Origin of the sequence: Enterobacter sp. 118C5 (genome assembly GCF_034107645.1) — a bacterium.
GTDB lineage: Bacteria > Pseudomonadota > Gammaproteobacteria > Enterobacterales > Enterobacteriaceae > Enterobacter > Enterobacter nematophilus.
In genome coordinates, this window is record NZ_JAWNEU010000003.1 from 94593 (window position 1) to 119711 (window position 25119).

22 protein-coding genes and 7 tRNA genes are annotated in these 25119 nt (G+C 56.0%); 2 read left to right on the top strand and 27 right to left on the bottom strand.

All coding sequences use genetic code 11. The features are described from left to right. Window position 1: 1 nt before the first annotated feature. The 7 genes from mrdA to leuS form a co-directional block, all read right to left on the bottom strand. Complete coding sequence (gene mrdA / locus UTO39_RS08075) at window positions 2–1903, bottom strand: peptidoglycan DD-transpeptidase MrdA (RefSeq protein ID WP_028012338.1); 1902 nt, start codon at window positions 1901–1903, stop codon at window positions 2–4. Between the two features lie 28 nt (window positions 1904–1931). Next, on the bottom strand, window positions 1932–2399 hold the full coding sequence (rlmH, locus tag UTO39_RS08080) for a 23S rRNA (pseudouridine(1915)-N(3))-methyltransferase RlmH (RefSeq protein ID WP_003858701.1): 468 nt from the start codon (window positions 2397–2399) through the stop codon (window positions 1932–1934). A gap of 3 nt (window positions 2400–2402) precedes the next feature. Beyond that, a complete protein-coding gene (rsfS, locus tag UTO39_RS08085; RefSeq protein WP_003858696.1) occupies window positions 2403–2720 on the bottom strand; it encodes a ribosome silencing factor in 318 nt (105 codons plus the stop codon). Between the two features lie 268 nt (window positions 2721–2988). Continuing rightward, window positions 2989–3654, bottom strand: a complete 666-nt coding sequence (gene nadD, locus UTO39_RS08090; RefSeq protein WP_320726927.1) for a nicotinate-nucleotide adenylyltransferase — start codon at window positions 3652–3654, stop codon at window positions 2989–2991. Then, entirely contained in the window at window positions 3647–4678 is a 1032-nt protein-coding gene (gene holA, locus UTO39_RS08095) for a DNA polymerase III subunit delta (protein ID WP_320727072.1), read from the bottom strand. Before holA ends, nadD begins: the two co-directional genes overlap by 8 nt. After that, window positions 4678–5247: an LPS assembly lipoprotein LptE gene (lptE, locus tag UTO39_RS08100; RefSeq protein ID WP_248038684.1), complete on the bottom strand. Its 570-nt coding sequence runs from the start codon at window positions 5245–5247 to the stop codon at window positions 4678–4680. Before lptE ends, holA begins: the two co-directional genes overlap by 1 nt. 14 nt (window positions 5248–5261) lie before the next feature. After that, complete coding sequence (leuS, locus tag UTO39_RS08105) at window positions 5262–7844, bottom strand: leucine--tRNA ligase (RefSeq protein WP_048338851.1); 2583 nt, start codon at window positions 7842–7844, stop codon at window positions 5262–5264. 216 nt (window positions 7845–8060) lie between these two features. On the opposite strand from leuS, the gene UTO39_RS08110 reads away from it, so the two are divergent. Then, on the top strand, window positions 8061–8543 hold the full coding sequence (locus tag UTO39_RS08110) for a zinc ribbon-containing protein (RefSeq protein WP_028012343.1): 483 nt from the start codon (window positions 8061–8063) through the stop codon (window positions 8541–8543). A gap of 54 nt (window positions 8544–8597) precedes the next feature. Here UTO39_RS08110 and rihA read toward each other — a convergent pair whose 3' ends face one another. The 10 genes from rihA to miaB form a co-directional block, all read right to left on the bottom strand. Next, window positions 8598–9539 (bottom strand): pyrimidine-specific ribonucleoside hydrolase RihA, encoded by a 942-nt coding sequence (gene rihA / locus UTO39_RS08115; protein WP_320726928.1) that lies wholly within the window; start codon window positions 9537–9539, stop codon window positions 8598–8600. Between the two features lie 120 nt (window positions 9540–9659). Next, entirely contained in the window at window positions 9660–10385 is a 726-nt protein-coding gene (locus tag UTO39_RS08120; RefSeq protein ID WP_014883001.1) for an amino acid ABC transporter ATP-binding protein, read from the bottom strand. After that, entirely contained in the window at window positions 10385–11059 is a 675-nt protein-coding gene (gene gltK, locus UTO39_RS08125; protein WP_028012346.1) for a glutamate/aspartate ABC transporter permease GltK, read from the bottom strand. The genes UTO39_RS08120 and gltK overlap by 1 nt, the downstream gene beginning before the upstream one ends. Continuing rightward, window positions 11059–11799 carry an amino acid ABC transporter permease gene (locus tag UTO39_RS08130; protein WP_028012347.1) on the bottom strand — a complete coding sequence of 247 codons (741 nt, stop codon included), beginning with the start codon at window positions 11797–11799 and terminating at the stop codon, window positions 11059–11061. The genes gltK and UTO39_RS08130 overlap by 1 nt, the downstream gene beginning before the upstream one ends. A gap of 155 nt (window positions 11800–11954) precedes the next feature. Beyond that, window positions 11955–12860 carry an amino acid ABC transporter substrate-binding protein gene (locus tag UTO39_RS08135; RefSeq protein WP_014831086.1) on the bottom strand — a complete coding sequence of 302 codons (906 nt, stop codon included), beginning with the start codon at window positions 12858–12860 and terminating at the stop codon, window positions 11955–11957. Between the two features lie 401 nt (window positions 12861–13261). Continuing rightward, entirely contained in the window at window positions 13262–14800 is a 1539-nt protein-coding gene (gene lnt / locus UTO39_RS08140; RefSeq protein ID WP_061098876.1) for an apolipoprotein N-acyltransferase, read from the bottom strand. Window positions 14801–14805: 5 nt separating this feature from the next. Then, a complete protein-coding gene (corC, locus tag UTO39_RS08145) occupies window positions 14806–15684 on the bottom strand; it encodes a CNNM family magnesium/cobalt transport protein CorC (RefSeq protein ID WP_021242574.1) in 879 nt (292 codons plus the stop codon). Window positions 15685–15768: 84 nt separating this feature from the next. Next, window positions 15769–16236 (bottom strand): rRNA maturation RNase YbeY, encoded by a 468-nt coding sequence (gene ybeY, locus UTO39_RS08150; RefSeq protein WP_003858677.1) that lies wholly within the window; start codon window positions 16234–16236, stop codon window positions 15769–15771. Further along, the gene (locus tag UTO39_RS08155; protein WP_028012349.1) at window positions 16233–17279 is read right to left on the bottom strand and encodes a PhoH family protein; all 1047 of its coding nucleotides are present in this window, start codon (window positions 17277–17279) and stop codon (window positions 16233–16235) included. Before UTO39_RS08155 ends, ybeY begins: the two co-directional genes overlap by 4 nt. A gap of 163 nt (window positions 17280–17442) precedes the next feature. Next, window positions 17443–18867, bottom strand: coding sequence for a tRNA (N6-isopentenyl adenosine(37)-C2)-methylthiotransferase MiaB (miaB, locus tag UTO39_RS08160; protein ID WP_059357943.1), 1425 nt, complete (start codon window positions 18865–18867; stop codon window positions 17443–17445). A gap of 135 nt (window positions 18868–19002) precedes the next feature. On the opposite strand from miaB, the gene ubiF reads away from it, so the two are divergent. Beyond that, a complete protein-coding gene (ubiF, locus tag UTO39_RS08165) occupies window positions 19003–20178 on the top strand; it encodes a 3-demethoxyubiquinol 3-hydroxylase (protein WP_061098873.1) in 1176 nt (391 codons plus the stop codon). Window positions 20179–20264: 86 nt separating this feature from the next. On the opposite strand, the gene UTO39_RS08170 is transcribed toward ubiF, so the two are convergent. The 10 genes from UTO39_RS08170 to UTO39_RS08215 form a co-directional block, all read right to left on the bottom strand. Next, window positions 20265–20339: transfer RNA gene (locus tag UTO39_RS08170), tRNA-Gln, on the bottom strand. 36 nt (window positions 20340–20375) lie between these two features. Continuing rightward, window positions 20376–20450: transfer RNA gene (locus tag UTO39_RS08175), tRNA-Gln, on the bottom strand. Between the two features lie 39 nt (window positions 20451–20489). Beyond that, window positions 20490–20566, bottom strand: a tRNA-Met gene (locus UTO39_RS08180). A 17-nt stretch (window positions 20567–20583) separates the two neighbouring features. Then, window positions 20584–20658 (bottom strand) — tRNA-Gln (locus tag UTO39_RS08185). Between the two features lie 32 nt (window positions 20659–20690). Then, window positions 20691–20765 (bottom strand) — tRNA-Gln (locus tag UTO39_RS08190). 23 nt (window positions 20766–20788) lie between these two features. Continuing rightward, window positions 20789–20873, bottom strand: a tRNA-Leu gene (locus UTO39_RS08195). Between the two features lie 7 nt (window positions 20874–20880). Next, window positions 20881–20957, bottom strand: a tRNA-Met gene (locus UTO39_RS08200). A 227-nt stretch (window positions 20958–21184) separates the two neighbouring features. Next, a complete protein-coding gene (asnB, locus tag UTO39_RS08205; RefSeq protein WP_061098872.1) occupies window positions 21185–22849 on the bottom strand; it encodes an asparagine synthase B in 1665 nt (554 codons plus the stop codon). A 249-nt stretch (window positions 22850–23098) separates the two neighbouring features. After that, window positions 23099–23851 (bottom strand): ribonucleotide monophosphatase NagD, encoded by a 753-nt coding sequence (gene nagD / locus UTO39_RS08210; RefSeq protein WP_061098871.1) that lies wholly within the window; start codon window positions 23849–23851, stop codon window positions 23099–23101. Window positions 23852–23896: 45 nt separating this feature from the next. Then, window positions 23897–25117, bottom strand: a complete 1221-nt coding sequence (locus UTO39_RS08215; protein WP_028012354.1) for an N-acetylglucosamine repressor — start codon at window positions 25115–25117, stop codon at window positions 23897–23899. Window positions 25118–25119: the final 2 nt, after the last annotated feature.

Here is a 25119-nt window from a genome sequence, read left to right on the forward strand (position 1 = left end):
ATTATTGGTCCTCCGCCGCAGCGGCGGCCGGGTTTTCAGCCGGCAGTTCGGTGTTGTTATCACCCAGCATAATGTGGTCCAGGATCTGGCGCATGATGGTCCCAACCGCCGGGCCAGCGCCGCCGTTCTCCAGAATCATCGCCACCGCCACCTGCGGGTTATCATAAGGGGCAAACGCCGTCATCAGCTTATGGTCACGCAGACGTTCGGCAATGCGGTGTGCGTTATAGGTTTCATTGGCTTTCAGACCAAAGACCTGCGCCGTACCGGATTTCGCGGCCACTTTATATGGCGTACCTGCGAAATACTTGTGCGCGGTTCCGTTTGGACGGTTTGCCACACCGTACATACCGTCTTTCGCTATTTCCCAGAAGCCGGAATGGATGTCGCCCACCGGCGCTTCATGGGGCTGCACCCACGGTACTTTTTTGCCGTCTTCAACGGTGCTTTGCAGCAGATGCGGAACTTTAACCACGCCGTCGTTAATGAGGATCATCATCGCTTTGTTCATCTGAAGCGGGGTGGCCGTCCAGTAGCCCTGGCCGATACCCACCGGTATGGTATCACCCTGATACCACGGCTTCTTAAAGCGCTTCAGCTTCCACTCGCGGGTTGGCATGTTGCCTGACCGTTCCTCTGCCAGATCCACGCCGGTGTAGTGTCCGTAGCCGAATTTGCTCATCCACTCAGACAGGCGGTCAATGCCCATGTCATACGCCACCTGATAGAAGAAGGTATCCGCAGACTCTTCGAGAGATTTCGTGACGTTCAGATGGCCGTGTCCCCATTTCTTCCAGTCGCGATAGCGTTTTTCAGAGCCGGGCAGCTGCCACCAGCCCGGGTCAAACAGGCTGGTATTGCGGTTGATGACGCCCGCGCTCAGCGCTGAGACCGCCACGTACGGTTTAACCGTTGATGCCGGCGGGTAAACGCCTTGCGTGGCGCGGTTCACCAGCGGGGTGTTAGGGTCATTCAGCAGGCCGGAGTAGTCTTTGCTGGAGATGCCGTCAACAAAGAGGTTCGGGTCATAGCTTGGCATAGAAACCATGGCCAGAATGCCACCGGTGCGCGGGTCGGTGACCACCACGGCGGCGCGGCTGCCTGCCAGCAGGGTTTCAATATACTGCTGCAGTTTGAGATCGAGCGTCAGATAGACGTCGTGCCCCGCCTGAGGCGGCACTTCTTTAAGCTGGCGGATGACGCGGCCACGGTTGTTAACCTCAACTTCTTCGTAGCCGGTCTGCCCGTGCAGGACATCCTCGTAGTAGCGTTCAATCCCCAGCTTGCCGATATCGTGCGTCGCGGCGTAGTTCGCCAGCTTGCCATCTTTATCGAGGCGCTCAACGTCTTTATCGTTAATCTTGGAAACGTAGCCAATCACATGCGTCAGCGCGGAGCCGTAAGGGTAGTAGCGACGTTTGTAACCCTTCACTTCCACACCGGGGAAGCGGTACTGGTTCACCGCAAAACGGGCGACCTGGACTTCCGTCAGGTTGGTTTTCACCGGGATGGAGGTGAAACGGTGTGAGCGGGCGCGCTCTTTTTTGAAGGCCGCGATATCATCATCGTTAAGATCGACAACGCTTCTTAGCGCCTCCAGCGTATTCTGCACGTTATCAACTTTCTCCGGCATCATCTCGACCTGATAGATGGTGCGGTTTAACGCCAGCGGGGTGCCGTTACGGTCGTAGATAATGCCGCGGCTGGGCGCGATAGGCACCAGCTTAATGCGGTTTTCGTTTGAACGCGTCTGGTAATCGGTAAAGCGGACAATTTGCAGATTATAAAGGTTGGCGATCAGCACGCCGGTAAGCAGCAAAATCCCCGTAAAGGCGACCAGCGCCCGGCGCACAAACAGCGCGGACTCAGCCGTATAGTCGCGAAAAGAATTCTGTAGTTTCATCCGCTGCTTAATCTACCCTGGTCAGTCATTACTCGCGGTGATAGGGGTGGTTGGTGGTAATGCTCCACGCGCGATACAAGCTTTCCGCCACCAGAACCCGCACGAGAGGGTGGGGCAGCGTCAGCGCAGAGAGAGACCAACTTTGTTCTGCTGCCGCTTTGCAGGCGGGGGATAACCCTTCAGGTCCACCAATCAACAGACTGACGTCGCGGCCATCCTGCTTCCAGCGCTCCAGTTCGTGCGCCAGCTGCGGCGTATCCCAGGGTTTACCTGGAATATCGAGAGTGACGATGCGGTTCTTGCCTGCGGCAGCCAGCATCAGTTCACCCTCTTTATCAAGAATACGTTTGATATCCGCGTTCTTGCCGCGCTTCCCGGCGGGAATTTCCACCAGTTCGAACGGCATATCTTTAGGAAAACGACGCAGATACTCAGTAAAACCGGTTTGTACCCAGTCCGGCATTTTGGTGCCGACGGCGACCAGCTGCAACTTCACGCATCAACCCCAGAGTTTTTCCAGCTCATACAGGCGACGGCTCTCTTCCTGCATGACGTGGACAATCACATCGCCGAGGTCAACAACCACCCAGTCAGCGGTCGCTTCACCTTCAACGCCAAGCGGTAACAGTCCTGCTGCGCGCGATTCCTGAACCACATGGTCGGCAATCGAAACAACATGACGCGTAGAGGTACCGGTGCAGATAATCATGCAGTCGGTAATACTGGATTTACCCTTAACGTCGATAGCGATGATGTCCTGACCTTTCAGGTCATCAATTTTGTCGATAACAAAATCCTGGAGTGCTTTACCCTGCAAGTTTTCCCCCTGGGTGAATGAGATTGTACAACTATGAATTCGTGGCCAGACAGTATACCTGAACTGACGCCCCTGTCGGGACAAATGTCACCGTCCGGGCTTTTGAAGGCGGGTATCATCCCACCCTCCGCCTGAGATTGCATCGCCATTTTTGTAAAACAATTTCTGTAAAGCAACGATCGGCGGGAAAGTCTGGCAGCGGAGGATAACAGTATGGCTTAACCTGTCAAGGCAGGATAATCAATATGCTGCTTTTTATGCCTTCCGGCTATTTATCTGCGGTTTTCTGATACAACCCGTGCGTATGAATATACGCCAACACCGGGGCGGGCAGCAGATCGTCACAGGCTAAACCCTGCTGTAAACGCTCGCGAATAAGGGTCGCAGAGATGTCGAACCACGGCGTCTCCGCCAGATAGATCTTCCCGGCGGGCTGGTTGTGAAGATCTTCAACGTTATCGGTGAGATGGTCTTCAAGCCACTGCTGATATTGCGCTTCGCGCATGGTCAGCGGGTAGCCCGGACGGCGGCAGACGAGCAGGTGGCTGTTCTCCAGAATGGTTTCATACTTGTGCCACGTGGGGAAGTTGAGCAGGGAGTCCTGACCGATTATAAAGGCGAGTGGCTGGTCAGGCCCCTGTTCGGCCCGCCACTCCTGCAGCGTTTGCGACGTCCACGAGGGGGTGTCGCGACGCAGTTCCCGTTCATCCAGCCTGAAGAGCGGCTTATCCGCGATAGCCAGAGCGAGCATCTCTTTTCGCTGCTCGCTGGTCGCCTCTGGCTGAGGGCGGTGCGGCGGAACATTATTGGGCATGATGGTTACGCGCTGCAGGCCGATCAGATTTGCCAGAATTTCTACCGGCTTCAGATGCCCGTAATGTACCGGGTCAAAGGTGCCGCCATACAGAGCCTGTAAAGAGTGCATACTATCCATCAATAAATACGTCAGCCAGCGCCTTGTGGCAGAGCAGCAGGGAAAGGCTTTCCAGCTCCGCCCACACCGACTGGCCGTAATCTTGTTTCAGGGTGAGCTCGGCGCGCATCAGAAGCTGCACAGCCTGACGCAGCTGTTCATGGCTCAGGCGGTTGATGGCCTCAGTGGTCATTGCCCGACGGTTTTGCCATACCCGGTGTTTATCAAATAGGGAGCGTAACGGCGCGTGGGCCGACTGGCGCTTGAGCGTTATCAGCAGCAACAGTTCGCGCTGCAGCGTGCGCAGCAGAATGACGGGTTCACTGCCCTCCAGGCGCAGCTGCTGGAGAATATGCAGGGCGCGTTTGCTTTTCGCCGACAACAGTGCATCCACCCAGTGGAACGGCGTGAAGTGTGCGGCATCGTTAACCGCCTGCTCAACGCGCGGTAAGGTCAGCTTGCCGTCCGGCCAGAGCAGGGAAAGCCTGTCCAGCGCCTGTGCCAGAGCCAGCAGGTTGCCTTCATAGCAGTAGCAGAGCAGCTGGTTCGCCGCATCGTCCAGCTGAAGGTTGTTCTGCTTTGCCCTTGCCGCCACCCATTTTGGCAGATGCGCCTGCTCAGGCGTCTGGCAGGTGACCTGCACCGCGTGGGTCGCGAGCTGAGTGAACCACGCCGCATTTTCCTGCGCTTTGGTGAGCTTGCTGCCGCGCACAATCAGCAGCAGATCGCTGTGAAGCAGGCTGACGAGCGTGGCCAGCTGTTCATTGATGGCCGCATTAGGGCCGTTCTCCGGCAGCAGGATCTGGATTGTCTGGCGTGACGCAAAAAGGCTCATTGCCTGACAGAGTGAGAAAAGGGCATTCCAGTCGGTGGAGTTATCCACCTGGACGGTATGGTGTTCATCAAAGCCCTGAGCGGCGGCCGTATGCCGCACGGCATCCAGGCTTTCCTGAAGAAGTAACGGATCGTTTCCGAGCAGCAGATACGCCGCGCGCAGCCCTTCATTGAGCTGCGCGCGGAGTTGTTCAGGATACAGCCTGATCATCATTTACCCAGAGAGGTAGAAACAGGAGGCGTGCTGGCATCCGGTTTTTCAATAATGTCAGAGCCTTCTCGGTTAGACGCTGCAATACCTGGCAGTTTGCGGATCAGCTGCTCCGCCGCCTTGTCGTACATTTCGTTGATAATAATCTGCTCTTCGGCATCTTTTGCCAGCGCCGTCTGCGGGTTATCAAAGAACGAACGGTACACTTTAGCGCTGATCGGATAGATATCTTTACCCGGGATCAGTACAGCCGCGTTGACCGTCAAGACCATCTGATACTCAGCGGTACGGCCATCCTGGAAAATAGAGGCGGTATCTTTAGACAAGCCTCCTCCCACAACACGCAGAGACGGTACGTCCTGGCGAAGCGTACCTTTCTCGATAAGTTCAACGTCGTTCAGGCGCAGCTGATTACGAATTGCTCGGCTTAGCGGGCCATTCGGATCTGATGAGTCGAAAATCATCGTTTTCATTTCAGGTGGCACCGCCGTGGTGTTGCGCAGGTGCCAGCCACAGCCAGCGGTGACAAGCACCGCCAGAGATAAGAATATTGTTGCCAGTTGTCGCACGTTTCCTCCCGCGCTTAGCCAACGACCAGATTGAGCAGTTTACCCGGTACGTAGATCGCTTTACGTAAGGTAACGCCCTCAAGATATTTCGCAACCAGAGGTTCCTGGCCCGCGCGCTCGCGAACCTGATCTTCGGTTGCATCGACCGCCACGGTAATTTTACCACGGACTTTGCCGTTGACCTGGACCACCACCAGCGTGGTGTTTTCTACCATCGCTGCTTCGTCAGCCACCGGCCACGGCGCGTTGTCGATATCGCCTTCGCCTTTCAGCTCCTGCCACAGGGTGAAGCTGACGTGTGGCGTGAACGGGTTAAGCATGCGAACCACGGCCAGCAGCGCTTCACGCATGATGGCACGATCCTGCTCGCCGTCCTGCGGGGCTTTCGCCAGCTTGTTCATCAGTTCCATAATAGCCGCAATTGCGGTATTGAAGGTCTGACGACGACCAATATCATCGGTCACTTTCGCAATCGTTTTATGAACATCACGACGCAGCGCCTGCTGATCTTCGCTCAGCGCAGCGGCGTTCAGTGCCGGGGCATCACCCTGTGCGGTGTGTTCGTACACCAGTTTCCAGACGCGTTTCAGGAAGCGGTTCGCGCCTTCCACGCCGGATTCCTGCCACTCCAGCGTCATATCAGCCGGAGAAGCAAACATCATGAACAGACGCACGGTGTCAGCGCCGTAACGCTCAACCATCACCTGCGGGTCGATACCGTTGTTCTTGGACTTGGACATCTTGCTCATGCCGGTATAAACCAGTTCATGGCCTTCAGCGTCTGTCGCCTTCACGATACGGCCTTTCTCGTCGCGCTCAACGATGGCATCAACCGGAGAAACCCAGTTGCGCTCGCCGTTCGCGCCAACGTAGTAGAAGGCGTCTGCCAGCACCATACCCTGGCACAGCAGCTGTTTCGCGGGTTCGTCAGAGTTTACCATGCCCGCATCACGCATCAGCTTATGGAAGAAGCGGAAGTAGAGCAGGTGCATGATGGCGTGTTCGATACCACCAATATAGATATCTACCGGCAGCCAGTAGTTGGCGGCGTCAGAATCCAGCATGCCTTCTTTGTACTGCGGGCAGGTGTAGCGCGCGTAGTACCAGGACGACTCCATAAAGGTGTCAAAGGTATCGGTTTCACGCAGCGCAGGCTGGCCGTTGACGGTGGTTTTGGCCCACTCAGGATCGGCTTTGATCGGGCTGGTGATGCCGTCCATAACCACGTCTTCCGGCAGGATCACCGGCAGCTGATCTTCAGGCGTTGGCATTACGGTGCCGTCTTCCAGGGTCACCATTGGAATTGGTGCACCCCAGTAACGCTGACGGGAAACGCCCCAGTCGCGCAGACGGAAGTTCACTTTACGCTCGCCCACGCCCAGTGAGGCCAGCTTATCGGCGATGGCGTTGAAGCCCTCTTCGAAGCTCAGGCCGCTGAATTCGCCGGAGTTGAACAGGGTGCCTTTTTCGGTCAGCGCCTGCTCGGACAGGTCGGGTTCAGAACCATCGGCGGCCAGGATAACGGCTTTAATCGGCAGGTTGTATTTGGTGGCAAACTCGTAGTCGCGCTGATCGTGACCCGGAACGGCCATGACGGCACCTGTACCGTACTCCATCAGCACGAAGTTTGCTGCCCAGACCGGGATCGCTTCGCCCGTCAGCGGATGCTTGGCATAGAAGCCCGTCGCAACGCCTTTTTTCTCCATCGTCGCCATGTCGGCTTCGGCCACTTTGGTGTTGCGGCATTCGTCGATGAAGGTGGCCAGTTCCGGGTTGTTCTCTGCCGCTTTCTGCGCCAGCGGGTGACCTGCGGCCACGGCCAGATAGGTCGCGCCCATGAAGGTGTCCGGACGAGTGGTGTAGACGGTCAGGGTCTGATCGTAGTTCTCAACGTTGAAGGTAATTTCCACGCCTTCAGAACGGCCGATCCAGTTGCGCTGCATGGTCTTAACGGTGTCAGGCCAGTGGTCCAGCGTATCCAGATCGTTCAGCAGTTCGTCAGCGTAAGCGGTGATTTTAATAAACCACTGCGGGATCTCTTTACGCTCAACTTTGGTGTCGCAGCGCCAGCAGCAGCCGTCGATAACCTGCTCGTTCGCCAGAACGGTCTGGTCATTCGGGCACCAGTTAACGGCAGAGGTCTTCTTGTATACCAGGCCTTTTTTGTACAGCTCGGTGAAGAACTTCTGCTCCCAGCGGTAGTATTCCGGGGTACAGGTCGCCAGCTCGCGGCTCCAGTCATAGCCGAAGCCCAGCATTTTGAGCTGGTTTTTCATGTACGCGATGTTGTCATACGTCCACGGTGCCGGAGCGGTATTGTTTTTAACCGCTGCGCCTTCTGCAGGCAGGCCGAACGCATCCCAGCCGATTGGCTGCAGAACGTTTTTGCCCAGCATGCGCTGGTAACGGGCGATCACATCACCGATGGTGTAGTTACGCACGTGGCCCATGTGTAGTCGACCAGAAGGATAGGGAAGCATCGACAGGCAGTAATACTTCTCTTTGCTCTCGTCTTCGGTTACTTCAAAGGTGCGCTTCTCGTCCCAGTGTTGCTGGACTTTTGATTCTATCTCTTCCGGGCGGTATTGCTCTTGCATGGCAGCCAGTGGTCCTGTGTTCAATACAGCTACAAAAATGTAGCCAATGGATGTGGTAATTCAGATCCGCATAGCATAGCCCAAACGCCCGCGTCAAAACAGCCTTTCGCGCAATTGCACTTTGCAGGAATTTACCGGGTCTGTGCTTCACCTGACAAAGCGGCGGCGAAATAAGGTCTATTATTAGAAATAGTTACTTACCCGGGAGGCAAAATGATGAACAAGGTTGCTCAATTTTACCGCGAACTGGTGGCGACACTGACGGAACGGCTGCGTAACGGCGAGCGCGATATTGACGCGCTGGTCGAACAGGCGCGTGAACGGGTGACGCAAACGGGTGAGTTAACGCGAACCGAAGTGGAAGAGGTGACGCGCGCCGTACGCCGCGATCTGGAAGAGTTCGCGCGCAGCTACGAAGAGAGCCAGGATGAGATTGCCGACAGCGTCTTTATGCGGGTGATCAAAGAGAGCCTGTGGCAGGAGCTGGCGGATATTACCGATAAAACCCAGCTGGAGTGGCGTGAGGTGTTCCAGGACTTGAACCACCACGGCGTCTACCAGAGCGGTGAAGTGGTGGGGCTGGGGAACCTGGTGTGCGAGAAGTGCCATCACCATATTGCGGTATACACGCCGGATGTGTTGCCGCTGTGTCCGAAGTGCGGGCACGATCAGTTCCAGCGTCGGCCGTTTGAGCCATAATTAAAAGCGCAGATTTGTTCCCTCTCCCGGTGGGAGAGGGCCAGGGTGGGGGCATCAGGCCGCACTATAGTAAGCCAGCCTCTCCGCCAGTAAATCCACAAACGCCTCCCGGTCGATATCCACCATCAGCGTCGTATTCGGTTTATTCCCCGTCAGCGAATAGTAATCCACCACCGTCATCCCCTGGGTGTATTTCCCCTGCGTCTCCACGCCAACCCAACGCTCCACCGTGGTAAACATGTCAGGCTTCAGCAGCCAGGCGATGGTGCACGGGTCATGCAGCGGCGCGCCGTGGAAGCCCCATTTCTCGGTTTTGTGGTACTCCATAAAGAAATCGAGCAGCTCGGCTACGGTTGTCGCAACCGGGTTGCCCACGGCGCGGAAGCGTTCAATATCGTCCGCCATAATCTGCGCACGGTGGGTAACATCCAGCCCCGCCATCACAATCGGTAAACCCGACTGGAAAACTATCTCCGCCGCTTCCGGATCGACAAAGATGTTGAACTCCGCCGCAGGCGTCCAGTTCCCCAGCCCCATGGCCCCGCCCATAATCACAATACGGGCGATTTTACCGTGCAGTTCCGGATGGCTGTTCAGCAGCAGCGCAACGTTGGTTTGCGGTCCGGTGGCGACCAGCGTCACGGGTTCCATGCTTTCACGCAGCACCTTCGCCATCAGCTCCACGGCGGTGCAGTTTTGCGGCGCAAAGCCCGGCTCCGGCAGTGCCGGACCGTCCAGCCCGCTTTCCCCATGAACGTTGTCGGCAATGATCAGCTCGCGCATCAGCGGCTTCACGGCTCCGCCGGCGACGGGAATATCGACGCGGTTAAGCAGCGTCAGCATGCGCAGCACGTTGTGCAGGGTTTTGTCCGGTGTTTGGTTTCCAGCGGACGAGGTGACGGCTTTTACGTCCAGTTCAGGGGAGGCAAGTGCGAGGACGAGCGCGATCGCGTCATCATGACCCGGATCGCAATCGAGAATAATTGGCTGTGCCATAGCGTTCTCCATACGTAGCGTTATTTTGTGACAAGGTTAACGCTGCAGTGTGACGCCGACGAGAGGAACTGAGTGAAAGCGTGAAGCAGTGCGCAATCCGCAGATTGCGCACCGGGAAGATTAGTGCAGGATTTTCGCGAGGAAATCTTTGGCGCGTTCGGATTTCGGGTTGGCGAAGAACTCTTCTTTCGGTGAGTCTTCGACAATTTTCCCTTCGTCCATAAAGATCACGCGGTTGGCCACTTTACGGGCGAAGCCCATTTCGTGCGTCACCACCATCATGGTCATCCCTTCGTGCGCCAGCTCGACCATCACGTCCAGCACTTCGTTGATCATTTCCGGATCGAGCGCCGACGTCGGCTCATCGAACAGCATCGCCACCGGATCCATACACAGCGCGCGCGCAATCGCCACACGCTGCTGCTGGCCGCCGGAAAGCTGTGCCGGGAACTTATCGGCATGTGCAGAAAGCCCCACGCGCTCCAGAAGCTTCAGCCCCTTTTCGCGCGACGCTTTTTTATCACGCTTGAGCACTTTGACCTGCGCCAGCGTCAGGTTCTCGATAATGGAGAGATGAGGGAACAGCTCAAAATGCTGGAACACCATGCCGACGTGAGAGCGAAGCTGGGCCAGGTTGGTTTTCTTGTCGTTCACTTTCGTGCCGTTAACAACAATTTCGCCCTGCTGCACGGGCTCCAGCCCATTAACGGTTTTGATCAGCGTGGACTTACCGGAACCGGACGGCCCGCACACCACCACCACGTCGCCTTTTTTGACTTCGGTGGAGCAGTCGGTCAGCACCTGAAAGTGCCCATACCATTTAGAAACATTTTTCAGGGAAATCATTATACCGTCCTTTTCTTCAGCCAGCTGACCAACAGCGACGCGCTTAAACTAATCACAAAATAGACCGCACCCGCGAAGAGCACCATCTCGACCTGCGTACCATCACGTTCACCGATGGTCGACGCGGTACGGAAGAAGTCCGCCAGGCTCAGAACGTAAACCAGAGAGGTATCCTGGAACAGCACGATACCCTGGGTCAGCAGGAGCGGAACCATGGCGCGAAACGCCTGCGGCAGAATGATGAGCTGCATGGACTGCCAGTGCGTCATTCCCAGCGCCAGCGCGGCGCTGGACTGCCCACGGGAGATACTCTGAATACCCGCACGGATAATCTCTGAGTAGTAAGCGGCCTCAAACATCGAGAACGCCACCATCGCAGAGATCAGGCGGATATCGGTTTTCGGCGACAGCCCCAGCACGTTCTGTAAGAAGCCGGGAACAATCAGATAAAACCACAGCAGCACCATCACCAGCGGGATGGAGCGGAAGACGTTAACGTAGGCAGTCGCAAACCAGGCGAGCGGCTTAAAGCTCGACAGGCGCATGACGGCCAGCAGGGTGCCCCAGACGATACCCACGACGATAGCGATCGCGGTGATCTTTAAGGTAATCACCAGACCATCGAGCAGGTAAGGCATGGATGGAACAATAGAACTCCAGTCAAATTCGTACATTATTTGCCCCCCAGATTGCCCGGCAGGCGTACTTTGCGTTCAACCAGGTTCATCACCAGCATGATGAAAGCGTTAATCAGAACATAGGCGAGCGTGATCGCGGTGAAGGATTCCCACGCGTGAGCGGAGTAATCCAGCAGCTTGCCCGCCTGTGCAGCCATATCCACCAGGCCGATGGTTGAGGCGATGGCCGAGTTTTTCACCAGGTTCATCATCTCAGAGGTCATCGGTGGAACGATAACGCGGTAGGCGTTAGGCAGCAGCACGTAGCGGTAGGTTTGTGGCAGGGTCAGGCCCATCGCCAGGCCCGCATTTTTTTGTCCGCGCGGCAATGACTGAATGGCGGCACGCACCTGCTCGCAAACGCGCGCAGCGGTAAACAGCCCCAGACACATCATGGATGAGACAAAGAACTGCACGTTCGGATCCAGCTCCGACTTGAACCACATGCCAATATTTTCCGGCAGCAGTTCCGGGATGACCAGATACCAGGTAAAGAACTGCACGATGAGCGGAACGTTACGGAACAGTTCCACATACAGTGTGCCAATTGTTGAAAGGAAACGGTTAGGGACGGTGCGCAGAATACCGAACAAAGAACCGACAAGAAACGCGATAATCCACGCCGTTATCGATAATGCCACGGTAACCTGAAAGCCGCTCCACAGCCAGCCAAGATAAGTGGTGTTGCCGAACGGGGCTTGTTGCAGGAATATGCCCCAGTTCCAGTCTATTGACATAATAAACTCCAGAAAAAAGAGGGTAGCAGCGCTACCCTCGAAGATTGGTGAGAAGCTCATTTTTCGCGCTGAGTGGGGAACGACCACTCAGCGTATAGTCTGTCCATGCTTCCCGACAATCGAGAGGGCAGGAGATCCCGCCCCTGTTGTTCTAATTAGTTAAGAGCCTTGTCATTTGGAGATTTGAACAGCGCTTTCATGTCGTCAGACAGTTCAAAGTTCATATTGAGATTTTTTGGTGGAATCGGGTTCTTGAACCATTTGTCAAACCATTTTTCCGCTTCGCCGGAGGTCTGCACCTGAGCGATGGTGTCATCGATCAGCTTTTTGAACTGCGGATCGTCTTTACGCAGCATACAGCCGTAGGCTTCTTTAGACTGCGCGGTACCGACGATATCCCAGTTGTCTGGTTTCTTCGCCTTCGCACGTTCGCCCGCCAGCAGGGCGTCATCCATCATAAACGCGACGGCACGACCGCTTTCCAGCGTACGGAAAGAGTCGCCATGGTCTTTCGCGCTGATGATGCGCATATCCATTTTCTTCTCGTCGTTCAGCTTGTGCAGCAGGACTTCAGAAGTGGTACCGGAGGTCACAACGACCGCTTTGCCTTTCAGGTCAGCAAAGTCTTTGATCGCGCCGCCCTTCTTGGTCAGCAGACGGGTGCCCACGACAAAGATGGTGTCAGAGAAGGCCGCCTGTTTTTGACGCTCGAGGTTGTTGGTGGTGGAGCCACACTCGAAGTCAAAGGTGCCGTTTTGCAGCAGTGGAATACGGTTCTGTGAAGTGATTGGGATCAGCTTCACCTGCAGGTCAGGTTTGTTCAGCTTTTTCTTCACAGCTTCAACGATAGCGTTGGAGTAATCCTGTGAATAGCCCACGACTTTTTGCGTGTTGTCGTAGTAAGAGAACGGGACGGAAGATTCACGGTGGCCGACCACGATGACGCCGTTTTTGGCAATCTTGTCGAGAGTGCTGCCTGCTGCCGGAGCGTCTTCAGCGTGAACCACGCCTGCGGACATTCCCATAACCAGCATTGCTGTGGCCAGTTTACGTAATTGCATACCCAACTCCTTTCTTATCAGCGCCAGTGACGCATTGATACCCATTGTGATGTTGTTATATCTCGCGCAATGCGAGTGCAGTGTTATGCAAGCTTGTTAACATTTAGTCTGGCTTAATGTAAAGATTTTGCTGCGTTATTGTTTATTTTTGCGAAGCGCGCCGCACCATTCAGAGGCAATAATCTCCCGTTGCACCGTTTCGGTGCTACCGACGATCTACGCTGGTGCGACAAGGTTGCACGTTAAGCCAAACTGCGTTTGCGTGAATAAACAAAGCAATAGGCGTGCCAGGATTTCCCCTCTCCCAGGAAGGGAGAGGGGAAAAGGCGGAGCGGGAAATTGAAATGTGTACAGGATTCTTCCCTCTCCCCTATGGGGAGAGGGCCAGGTGAGGGGTAAGATTATTTCCGACGCTGACGAAGGCTCATCAGCACAGCCCCAAAGCCGAACAGCGCGGTCAGGATCCACAGCGGCCAGTTGCCGGTGCGGGCGTACGGCGTCAGCCCCGTGGTTGGCGTGACGTGAGTGGTCAACACTTCGCGCGTAAACTGCGGGATCATGGCCTGGATTTCACCCTGCGGACCAATCACCGCGGTGATGCCGTTGTTGGTGCTGCGCAGCAGCGGGCGCGCCAGCTCCAGGGAACGCATGCGCGCCATCTGGAAGTGCTGCCACGGGCCGATAGACTTCCCGAACCACGCATCGTTGGAGATGGTCAGCAGATAGTCGGTATCCGGACGGAAGTTATCCCGTACCTGCTCGCCGAGGATAATTTCGTAGCAGATAGCGGCCGTCAGGGCCAGACCGTGCGCGTGCAGCTGGGGCTGAACGTACGGGCCGCGGCTGAAGGAGGACATCGGCAGGTCAAAGAACGGTGCCAGCGGACGCAGGATCGACTCCAGCGGCACAAATTCACCGAACGGCACCAGGTGGTTCTTGTTGTACCGGTCGGTGGAGTGGTAGCTGTATTCGCTGTCTTTGCCGAGCGTAATAATGGTGTTGTAGGTGTCGTAGCGGTTCTGCTGGTTCAGACGTGCATCAACAATGCCGGTAATCAGCGTGCTGCCGCGCGCCACCAGCAGGTCGTTCATCATGTTCAGGAACGGCTGCTGGTTAATTTCCAGATCGGGAATAGCGGATTCCGGCCAGATAATCAGCTGCGATTTACCCATCACCTCTTCGGTAGCGTTGGCGTAGATCTTCAGCGTGTTCAGCAGCTCTTTTTCGTCCCACTTCATGGACTGCGGGATATTCCCCTGCACCATGGAAACCTGCATGGCGCGCTCGGGCTCGGGCGTGAACCACTGGATATAGCGCAGCGGGAAGGGCAGGGCGAACAGCACCAGCGCAGCAACCAGCGGCTTCCAGCCGCGCGTGACCAGCGCCAGCACCAGCAGGCCGCTCACCACCATCAGCAGGAAGTTAATCGCTTCAACGCCCATGACCGGCGCCAGCCCTTTTAGCGGGCCGTCAATCTGGCTGTAGCCGAACTGCAGCCACGGGAAGCCGGTCAGTACCCAGCCGCGAAGGAACTCGGTAATCTGCCAGACAACCGGCGCGGCAATGGCGACGCGCAGCCAGGTGGTTTTAGGCCACAGGCGAGAGAGAATGCCGGCGAACAGACCGGTATAGAGCGAGAGATAGGCGGCGAGCAGGACGACCAGGAAGACGTTCACCGGGCCCGGCATCCCGCCAAACTGGGCGATGCTGACGTAGACCCAGTTAATCCCGGAACCAAACAGCCCCAGCCCCCAGAAGTAGCCGATCGCAGCGGCCTGTACCGGACGACGATTCAGGGTTAATCCCTGAAGCCCCATCAGGGAGAGAATGGCCGCGGGCCAGATATCGTAAGGAGAAAAAGCCAGCGTACCGCTGGCTCCGAGTAACAGCGCCAGCAGCAAACGGACGCGCTGGCGTTCAAGCAATGGGGCAAATGCCATTTACATTAATCTTCCAGTTTTGGCACCGGTGAATCGTCCGGCGTTCTGACGTGAACCTGTATAATACGTCTGCTGTCGGCCATTGCCACTTTGAACTGGTAACCGTCGATGTCAACGGTCTCACCGCGCGCCGGAAGATGGCCAAAGGCCTGCATCACCAGCCCGCCAATGGTATCGACCTCTTCATCGCTGAAGTGGGTACCGAAGGCGTCGTTGAAGTCCTCAATCGAGGCCAGCGCGCGCACGGTCCAGGTGTGGCGGCTGAGCTGACGGAAGTCGATATCCTCTTCTTCGTCGTACTCGTCTTCAATTTCGCCCACGATCAGCTCAAGAATATCTTCGATCGTGACAAGACCTGAGACGCCGCCGAATTCATCAATAACAATCGCCATGTGGTAACGCTGAGAGCGAAACTCTTTCAGCATCCGATCCACACGTTTACTTTCCGGCACAACCACGGCCTGGCGTAACACTTTTTCCATGCTGAAGGCTTCGGCATCGCTGCGCATAAACGGCAGCAGATCTTTGGCCATCAAAATCCCTTCGATGTGATCTTTATCTTCGCTGATGACCGGGAAACGCGAGTGGGCGGATTCGATGATCACATCGAGGCACTCGTCCAGCGTCTGGTTACGTTTCAGGGTGATCATCTGCGAGCGGGGGATCATGATGTCGCGGACGCGCTGGTCGGCGATGTCCATCACCCCTTCGAGCATTTCGCGCGTATCTTCGTCGATAAGGTCGTTCTGCCCGGAATCACGAATCAGCTCCAGCAGTTCATCACGGTTTTTCGGTTCGCCGTGGAAAAGCTGGTTCAGAATGAGGGAGAAAAATCCCTTTTTACTGGTTGTCGTGTCGCTACTGTGTGAATTGTCGTCGCTCATGGCGTTTGTTAAGGGTTCTCTTGTTAGTTCAACGTTAACCGCCGCGCTATGTCCCTGCGCGGCGGCATGGTAGTCAGTAACTGACTATTCTTTCTCGGCAATGTACGGATCCTCATAGCCCAGAGCAAGCATTATCTCTGTCTCAAGGGACTCCATCTCTTCCGCTTCGTCATCTTCAATGTGGTCGTAGCCCAACAGGTGCAGGCTGCCGTGTACCACCATGTGCGCCCAGTGGGCTTCCAGCGGTTTTTGCTGCTCTTTGGCTTCCTGTTCCACCACCTGACGGCAGATGATCAGATCGCCCAATAGCGGCATCTCAATGCCCGGCGGCGCTTCGAACGGGAACGAGAGCACGTTGGTCGGCTTATCTTTCCCGCGGTAGGTCAGGTTAAGCTCATGGCTTTCCGCTTCATCCACCAGGCGAATCGTGACTTCTGATTCTTCCTGAAACTGGGGGATTACCGCATCCAGCCATTTCTGAAACTGTGCCTCTTCTGGCATGCCGGAATTGTCTTCACACGCCAGCTGTAAATCGAGGATCACCTGACTCATTTCTGTTCTTGCTCCTGCGCTTCGCGCTTACGTTCCGCGGCCTGTTCGGCCCTGCGTTTTTGATCCGCCTCTTCCCAGGCTTCATAGGCGTTAACGATGCGCGCGACCACCGGGTGGCGAACGACGTCTTCACTGTGGAAGAAGTTAAAGCTGATTTCGTCTACCTCCGACAGCACCTCAATGGCGTGACGCAGGCCGGACTTGGTGCTGCGCGGCAGGTCGATCTGGGTGACGTCGCCGGTAATGACCGCTTTCGAGTTAAAGCCAATACGCGTCAGGAACATTTTCATCTGTTCGATGGTGGTGTTCTGGCTTTCATCGAGAATGATGAACGCGTCGTTGAGCGTGCGGCCGCGCATGTAGGCGAGCGGGGCAACTTCGATAACGTTACGCTCGATCAGCTTCTCAACTTTCTCGAAGCCGAGCATCTCGAACAGCGCGTCGTACAGCGGGCGCAGGTAAGGGTCGACCTTCTGGCTGAGATCGCCGGGCAGGAAGCCGAGTTTTTCACCCGCTTCAACGGCAGGGCGGGTCAGCAGGATGCGACGGATCTCCTGACGCTCCAGCGCATCCACCGCAGCGGCAACCGCCAGATAGGTTTTACCCGTACCCGCCGGACCCACGCCGAAGGTGATGTCATGGTCAAGAATATTGGCGATGTACTGCGCCTGGTTCGGCGTACGCGGCTTAATGACGCCACGCTTGGTCTTGATATTGATCGCCTTACCGTAGTCCGGCACGCTTTCCGCGCTCTGCTCAAGCACGCGCGCCTCTTTAATGGCGAGGTGGATCTGTTCCGGCTCAATATCCTGAATTTCGCCGCGCATCGGGGCGGTATCGACATACAGGCTGCGCAGAATATCTGCAGCCGCGTTGACGCAGATAGGGCGTCCGGTGAGTTTGAAATGGTTATCGCGACGATTGATTTCGATACCCAGACGTCGCTCCAGTTGTTTGATGTTGTCATCAAACGGCCCGCACAGGCTCAGCAGGCGAGCGTTGTCTGCGGGCTCAAGGCTAATTTCACGCGTATCTATGTTCAAACTGTTCCTCTTTGAGTAGTTAACTGACTCGCCGCCACACGGCGTAATAAAACGGTCATTACCGAAATTATTCACGCCACAGAATAAAGGCGCAAGCGTTGCGGAAGATATTGGGGACGATGAGAGGAAATACAAGGCCTGCCGGGCAGGCAGGCCTGAAGGATCACGGCTGGTAAATGCCCACGCCGGAGTCGTTCACTTTGCGGGTGCGAGAGATAACGGATTCAGGCGTCTCCGCAATGCGCAGGCCCATTTCGTCCTCGGTGCGTACCACCTTCGCGCGCAGCGAGTTGGTGAGCACTTCGACAATCTCGACGTCCACAAATTTACCGATCATGTCCGGGGTACCTTCAAAGTTCACCACGCGGTTATTTTCGGTTCGACCGGACAGCTCCATAATGCTCTTGCGGGAGGTGCCTTCCACCAGAATGCGCTGGACGGTGCCGAGCATACGGCGGCTCCAGGCGTTGGCCTGCTGGTTGATGCGCTCCTGCAGAATATACAGACGCTGCTTTTTCTCCTCTTCTGGAACATCGTCAACCATGTCGGCCGCTGGTGTTCCAGGACGCGCTGAGAAGATGAAGCTGTAGCTGACGTCAAAGTTCACTTCACCGATGAGCTTCATGGTGCGCTCGAAGTCATCAGCGGTTTCGCCAGGGAAGCCGACGATAAAATCTGAGCTAATTTGAATATCCGGGCGCGCTTCACGCAGTTTGCGGATGGTGGATTTGTACTCCAGCACCGTATGCGGACGGCCCATCAGGTTCAGCACGCGGTCAGAGCCGCACTGAATCGGCAGGTGCAGGAAGCTCACCAGCTCAGGGGTATCGCGATACACGTCAATGATGTCGTCGGTAAACTCCATCGGATGGCTGGTGGTAAAGCGAATACGGTCGATGCCGTCAATCGCGGCCACCAGGCGCAGCAGTTCGGCAAAGCTGCCGGTGGTACCGTCGTAGTTCTCGCCGCGCCACGCGTTAACGTTCTGGCCCAGCAGGTTCACTTCGCGGACGCCCTGCGCGGCAAGCTGCGCAATTTCAAACAGAATGTCGTCCGCCGGGCGGCTGACCTCTTCACCGCGGGTGTAAGGCACCACGCAGTAGGTACAGTATTTGTTGCAGCCTTCCATGATCGAGACGAAGGCGGTCGGGCCATCGGCGCGCGGCTCTGGCAGACGGTCAAACTTTTCGATCTCCGGGAAGCTGACGTCAACGACCGGGCTACGGTTGCCGCGAACCTGATTGATCATCTCCGGCAGGCGGTGCAGGGTCTGAGGGCCAAAGACGATATCCACATACGGGGCTCTCTGGCGGATAAGCTTACCTTCCTGCGACGCGACGCAGCCACCCACGCCGATGATCAGGTCCGGATTTTTCCGTTTCAGAAGCTTCCAGCGGCCTAACACATGAAAGACTTTTTCCTGTGCTTTTTCACGAATTGAACAGGTGTTCAGCAGCAGCACATCGGCTTCTTTCGCATTTTCAGTCAGCTGGTATCCGTGGGTGGTATCCAGCAGATCGGCCATCTTGGATGAATCGTATTCGTTCATCTGACAGCCCCAGGTTTTTATATGGAGTTTTTTAGTCATCGACTTGCTCAGCTCAGGATTGCAAGCCGCGTATTGTAATGCTTTGGTGGGGTTGTGACCAGTATGAAGGTTGTGTGTCTCATGACCGCAAAAATCCGGTAAACTTAAGGGATTCTCCAATAAGGAAAATTGACCATGACACTCCAACACACCGAAGTTGCCGTTGTCGGCGGCGGTATGGTCGGCGGCGCGCTGGCGCTGGGGCTGGCGCAGCAGGGATTTGAGGTAACGGTAATTGAGCAGTCGGCACCGCCGGCATTCGATCCCGCCAGCAAACCGGACGTGCGCATTTCCGCCATCAGCGCGGCGTCTGTCGATCTGCTGCGCGGCCTGGGCGTCTGGGAGGCGGTGCAGGCGATGCGCGCGCACCCATACAGCCGCCTTGAAACCTGGGAGTGGGAAAATGCCCACGTGTCGTTTGACGCCGCCGAGCTGAAGCTGCCGCGCCTGGGCTATATGGTGGAAAACAGCGTGCTCCAGCTGGCGCTCTGGCAGGCGCTGGAGGCTCATCCGAAGGTGACGCTGCGTATGCCTGCGTCACTTAAGGCACTGCATCCTCATGAAAGCGGCTATTTGCTGACGCTCGACAGCGGCGATGAACTGGCCGTGAAGCTGGTCGTCGGGGCGGACGGCGCTAATTCGCAGGTCAGGGAGATGGCGGGTATTGGGGTTCATGCCTGGCAATATCAGCAGTCCTGCATGTTAATCACCGTTCAGTGTGAGGATGCGCCGGGCGAAAGCACCTGGCAGCACTTTACCCCGAACGGTCCGCACGCGTTTTTACCGCTCTTCGATAACTGGGCGTCGCTGGTGTGGTACGACAAGCCGGCGCGCATTCGCCAGCTGCAGGGGCTGAGTATGGAGCAATTGCAGCGGGAAATCCTGCAGCACTTCCCGAGCCGCTTAGGTCACATCACGCCGGTGGCGGCAGGCGCATTCCCGCTCACGCGCCGTCATGCATTGCAATATGCCCGCGAAGGTTTAGCGCTGGTGGGCGATGCGGCGCACACCATCCACCCGCTGGCGGGGCAGGGCGTGAATCTTGGCTATCGTGACGTCGACGCCTTGCTGGATGTTTTAAGCAATGCGCGCAGCCATGCGGAAGCCTGGGCCAGCCATCAGGTACTCAAGCGCTACCAGACGCGCCGTATGGCGGATAACTTCATCATGCAGTCGGGTATGGATCTGTTCTATGCCGGGTTCAGCAATGACCTGGCCCCGGTGCGCATTCTGCGTAACATTGGATTGATGGCAGCGGAACGTGCCGGCGGTTTGAAGCGTCAGGCTCTGAAATACGCCCTCGGACTCTAATCTTTATTCCCTCTGCCCGTGGGAGAGGGTTAGGGTGAGGGCATCAGGCACAAAAAAGCCCGCAGAGCGGGCTTATTTGTTTTAAGTGGCTGGGGTGCAGGGATTCGAACCCCGGAATGCTGGTATCAGAAACCAGAGCCTTACCGCTTGGCGACACCCCAATTGCGTTAAACAGACTGCTTAACGACTTTTTAAATTGGCTGGGGTACGAGGATTCGAACCTCGGAATGCCGGAATCAGAATCCGGTGCCTTACCGCTTGGCGATACCCCAACAATTTTTTATTACCGAAACAAATCGATAATCTTAATTTGGTGGCTACGACGGGATTCGAACCTGTGACCCCATCATTATGAGTGATGTGCTCTAACCAACTGAGCTACGTAGCCAGTACTGCAGTCTTCGATGGCTGGGGTACCTGGATTCGAACCAGGGAATGCCGGTATCAAAAACCGGTGCCTTACCGCTTGGCGATACCCCAATACCGCGGAGAACCGCAAAATCGAAGAAATATGGCTGGGGTACCTGGATTCGAACCAGGGAATGCCGGTATCAAAAACCGGTGCCTTACCGCTTGGCGATACCCCATCCGTGCAACGCTTACCCGGGAATGGTGCGGGAGGCGAGACTTGAACTCGCACACCTTGCGGCGCCAGAACCTAAATCTGGTGCGTCTACCAATTTCGCCACTCCCGCAAAAAGATGGTGGCTACGACGGGATTCGAACCTGTGACCCCATCATTATGAGTGATGTGCTCTAACCAACTGAGCTACGTAGCCATCTTTTTTTCGCGTTACCTTATCGGCGTTGCGGGGCGCATTATGCGTATAGACCCTTGCAGCGTCAACACCTTTTTCAACGAAAATAGCCGGAATGTGACTGTTTGGTTAGGTTGCGAACAGCGTGGCCGAATATTCGGCAATTATTGGTTATTAATCGGTTTTTGGTGGTGAAATGTGAGGCAAAAAAAACAGGCCCCTGAGGGGCCTGTTTGAAATCGTTGTGATTATTTGTAGGCGGACTGGTGAACGCCTACCGCACGTCCTGATGGATCGTTCATCGCCTTGAAAGATTCATCCCATTCAATGGCTTTCGCGGAGGAACAGGCCACTGACGGACCGCCTGGAACACATTCGGCTGCGCTCGGCACCGGGAACAGCTCTTCAAAGATCTCACGGTAGAGGTACGCTTCTTTCGAGCCCGGCGTGTTGTACGGGAAGCGGAAGCTTGCGGTTTCCAGCTGCTGGTCAGAAATCTGTTTTGCCGCTACCTCTTTCAGGGTGTCGATCCAGCTGTAGCCAACGCCATCAGAGAATTGCTCTTTCTGACGCCATGCCACGCTCGCCGGCAGGTAAGATTCAAAACATTCACGCAGGATATGTTTTTCCATTTTGCCGTTGCCGCACATCTTGTCCTGCGGGTTGATGCGCATCGCGACGTCGAGGAATTTCTTATCCAGGAACGGCACGCGCGCTTCCACGCCCCAGGCGGACATCGCTTTGTTGGCACGCGCACAGTCAAACATGTGCAGCGCCTGCAGCTTACGCACGGTCTCTTCATGCAGCTCTTTGGCGTTTGGCGCTTTGTGGAAGTATAGGTAGCCGCCAAACACTTCGTCAGACCCTTCACCGGAGAGCACCATCTTGATGCCCATCGCTTTGATCTTACGCGACATCAGGTACATCGGCGTTGAGGCGCGAATCGTGGTCACGTCATAGGTCTCAATGTGATAGATCACATCGCGGATCGCATCCAGACCTTCCTGCACGGTGAAGTGAATTTCATGGTGCACGGTGCCGAGGTGGTTCGCCACTTCCTGCGCGGCTTTCAGGTCAGGTGCCCCTTCCAGGCCCACGGCAAAGGAGTGCAGCTGCGGCCACCAGGCCTCGGAACGCTCCTGATCTTCCACGCGGCGGGCCGCGAATTTCTTGGTGATCGCGGAGATCACGGAGGAGTCCAGACCGCCGGAGAGCAGTACGCCGTAAGGCACGTCTGACATCAGGTGGCTTTTCACGGAATCTTCCAGCGCCTGACGCAGCTCGGCTTTATCCGTCACGTTGTCTTTAACCGCGTCATAATCGAACCAGTCGCGCTGATAGTACGGACGGATTTCACCGTCTTTACTCCACAGATAGCTGCCCGCCGGGAACTCTTTAATGGTGCGGCAGACCGGAACCAGAGCTTTCATTTCGGACGCGACATAGAAGTTGCCGTGTTCATCGTGGCCCATGTACAGCGGGATAATGCCGATGTGGTCGCGGCCAATCAGCCAGGCGTCTTTTTCGCTGTCGTACAGGGCGAAGGCAAACATGCCCTGTAGATCGTCGAGAAACTCGGGACCTTTCTCCTGATACAGCGCCAGGATCACTTCACAGTCAGAGCCGGTCTGGAAGGCGTAGCGGTCGCCGTATTCGGCGCGCAGCGCCTGGTGGTTGTAGATTTCACCGTTGACAGCCAGCGCGTGCGTTTTTTTCTCGTTATACAGCGGCTGTGCACCGGCGTTGACGTCAACAATAGACAGACGTTCGTGAGCCAGAATCGCTTTGTCGCTGGCGTAAACGCCTGACCAGTCCGGACCGCGATGGCGCATCAGGCGGGACAGTTCGAGTGCCTTTTTACGCAGTTCGCCCGCGTCAGTTTTAATATCCAGTACGCCAAAAATTGAACACATAACCTTCTCCGTTAACCCTGTTGCATTGTGATGTTGCTTGCTTATGAAAATGCCGCAAAGGGGAGAGGGGCGCAAGAGTTTTACGGGCTAAAACGGAAATAGTGCAATAGTGATTGCGGAATAGTGAAAAAAGAGTACGTCACTCATCCTTTTATTGATGATTATGCAATGAAACACGCTTTTTGTTAGATGAGGTTTTATTTGTATGGGCCGAAAATGAAAAACCACGCCCTGAGGCGTGGTTCTGAATCAAATAACGTCGATTTCGTCGACGGAGGGGTATATCCAGCTTGGGCGGAACGGCATCGTATCAATGTCATCAAGCTGAGAGACGCCAGACAGCACCAGAATGGTTTCAAGCCCCGCCTGGAAGCCGGCCAGAATATCGGTGCGCAGGTTATCGCCAACAATGACGGTTTCTTCTGAGTGTGCCTGCATCGTATTCAGCGCGGCGCGGATGATCCACGGGCTCGGTTTGCCGACAACAAACGGCTTACGGCCCGAGATTTTCTCAATACCGGCGCAGAGCGCGCCGCAGGCCGGATAGAAACCACGGCCGTGCGTATCCGGGTTGGTGGCGATAAAGCGTGCGCCGCTGGCGACAAAGTAGGCTGCTTTATGCATCATCTCCCAGTTAAAGGAGCGCGTTTCACCGACGATCACAAAGTCCGGGTTCACATCGGTAATAGTAAAGCCTGCTTTATAAAGCTCGTGGATCAGCGCGCCTTCACCGACAACGTAAGCTTTTTTACCTTCCTGACGCTTCAGAAAATCCGCCGTTGCCATTGCCGAGGTATAAAACACGCTGTCCGGCACGTCGACGCCTGCGGTGGCAAAACGGTTCGCCAGATCCTGACCGGTTTGGGAAGGGTAGTTCGTGAGCAGAACCAGTGGCATTCCTTTGTCGATGATGCGGTGAAGAAACTCCGCAGCACCCGGCACGGCAACGTTGTCGTGCATCAGCACGCCGTCGATATCACAAATTACATTCTTAATGGTCATGGACAGTCCGACATCAAAAAAAGAAGGCGTTACTATAAGGTCCGATCAGGATTCCAGCAAATGCTGGAGCAGGATCCCGTTGAGCATGGCGCGCTTGACCAGCGCAAACGCGCCAATCGCCGAGCGATGGTCAAGCTTCGAACGCACCACCGGGAGGTTCTGGCGGAATGCTTTCAGCGCCTGGGTGTTAATACAGCCTTCAATGGCGGGCAGCAGCACCTTTTCCGCTTCAACAATTTCTCCGGCGATCACCACTTTCTGCGGGTTAAACAGGTTAATGGCGATCGCGATGGTTTTCCCCAGATGGCGACCTACCTGCTCGATTACCTCGCAGGCCAGCGCGTCGCCTTTATTGGCGGCTTTGCAGATGGTGCCTATCTTGCAATCGTCCAGCGTGACGCGGCTTTGATAACCCTGCTCAAGCAGGTGACGGACGCGCTGCTCGATGGCCGTGTTGGCGGCGATGGTTTCAAGGCAGCCGAAGTTGCCGCAGTGGCAGCGTTCGCCGAGCGGTTCAACCTGAATGTGGCCAATCTCGCCGACGTTACCGTTTCGACCAATGAAAATACGGCCATTGGAGATTATGCCTGCGCCCGTACCGCGGTGTACGCGCACCAGAATAGAGTCTTCACAGTCCTGACTCGCACCAAAGTAGTGCTCAGCCAGCGCTAAAGATCGAATATCGTGGCCGACAAAGCAGGTCACCTTAAAGCGTTTTTCCAGCGCGTCGACCAGGGCCCAGTTCTCAACCTGAATATGCGGCATGTATCGAATCACACCGCTTTCCGGGTCGACCAGGCCCGGCAGAATGACGGAGATGGCGATGAGCTCGCGGATCTTGCGCTGACAGCTTTCAATAAAGTGCGCGATGGTATTCAGCAGCGCGTGTTCCAGCGTCTCCTGGGTGCGCTCGGGCAGCGGGTAGTGCTCTTCCGCAATGGCTTTGCTGCTCAGATCGTAGAGCGTGAGCGTGGTGTCATGACGACCAAGCCGGACGCCAATGGCCTGGAAGTTGCGGGTTTCGGTAATAATGGAGATGGCGCGGCGGCCCCCGGTGGAGGCCTGCTGATCGACTTCTTTGATCAAACCGCGCTCAATGAGCTGGCGGGTAATTTTTGTCACGCTGGCGGGAGCAAGCTGGCTTTGTTCGGCTATCTGGATCCGCGAGATTGGACCGTGTTGGTCAATCAGGCGATAAACCGCCGCACTGTTAAGTTGTTTAACGAGATCGACATTACCGATTTGAGCTTGTCCGCCTGGTGTCATAC

Bases quoted from the DNA above. Each gene is read 5' to 3' on its own strand.
- ubiF (WP_061098873.1), top strand. From the start codon at position 19,003: ATGACACTCCAACACACCGAAGTTGCCGTTGTCGGCGGCGGTATGGTC.
- nadD (WP_320726927.1), bottom strand. From the start codon at position 3,654: ATGGATAGTATGCACTCTTTACAGGCTCTGTATGGCGGCACCTTTGAC.
- miaB (WP_059357943.1), bottom strand. From the start codon at position 18,867: ATGACTAAAAAACTCCATATAAAAACCTGGGGCTGTCAGATGAACGAA.
- nagD (WP_061098871.1), bottom strand. From the start codon at position 23,851: ATGACCATTAAGAATGTAATTTGTGATATCGACGGCGTGCTGATGCAC.
- UTO39_RS08120 (WP_014883001.1), bottom strand. From the start codon at position 10,385: ATGATTTCCCTGAAAAATGTTTCTAAATGGTATGGGCACTTTCAGGTG.
- UTO39_RS08215 (WP_028012354.1), bottom strand. From the start codon at position 25,117: ATGACACCAGGCGGACAAGCTCAAATCGGTAATGTCGATCTCGTTAAA.
- ybeY (WP_003858677.1), bottom strand. From the start codon at position 16,236: ATGAGTCAGGTGATCCTCGATTTACAGCTGGCGTGTGAAGACAATTCC.
- UTO39_RS08135 (WP_014831086.1), bottom strand. From the start codon at position 12,860: ATGCAATTACGTAAACTGGCCACAGCAATGCTGGTTATGGGAATGTCC.
- leuS (WP_048338851.1), bottom strand. From the start codon at position 7,844: ATGCAAGAGCAATACCGCCCGGAAGAGATAGAATCAAAAGTCCAGCAA.
- UTO39_RS08130 (WP_028012347.1), bottom strand. From the start codon at position 11,799: ATGTCAATAGACTGGAACTGGGGCATATTCCTGCAACAAGCCCCGTTC.
- corC (WP_021242574.1), bottom strand. From the start codon at position 15,684: ATGAGCGACGACAATTCACACAGTAGCGACACGACAACCAGTAAAAAG.
- UTO39_RS08110 (WP_028012343.1), top strand. From the start codon at position 8,061: ATGAACAAGGTTGCTCAATTTTACCGCGAACTGGTGGCGACACTGACG.
- gltK (WP_028012346.1), bottom strand. From the start codon at position 11,059: ATGTACGAATTTGACTGGAGTTCTATTGTTCCATCCATGCCTTACCTG.
- rihA (WP_320726928.1), bottom strand. From the start codon at position 9,539: ATGGCACAGCCAATTATTCTCGATTGCGATCCGGGTCATGATGACGCG.
- holA (WP_320727072.1), bottom strand. From the start codon at position 4,678: ATGATCAGGCTGTATCCTGAACAACTCCGCGCGCAGCTCAATGAAGGG.
- mrdA (WP_028012338.1), bottom strand. From the start codon at position 1,903: ATGAAACTACAGAATTCTTTTCGCGACTATACGGCTGAGTCCGCGCTG.
- asnB (WP_061098872.1), bottom strand. From the start codon at position 22,849: ATGTGTTCAATTTTTGGCGTACTGGATATTAAAACTGACGCGGGCGAA.
- lnt (WP_061098876.1), bottom strand. From the start codon at position 14,800: ATGGCATTTGCCCCATTGCTTGAACGCCAGCGCGTCCGTTTGCTGCTG.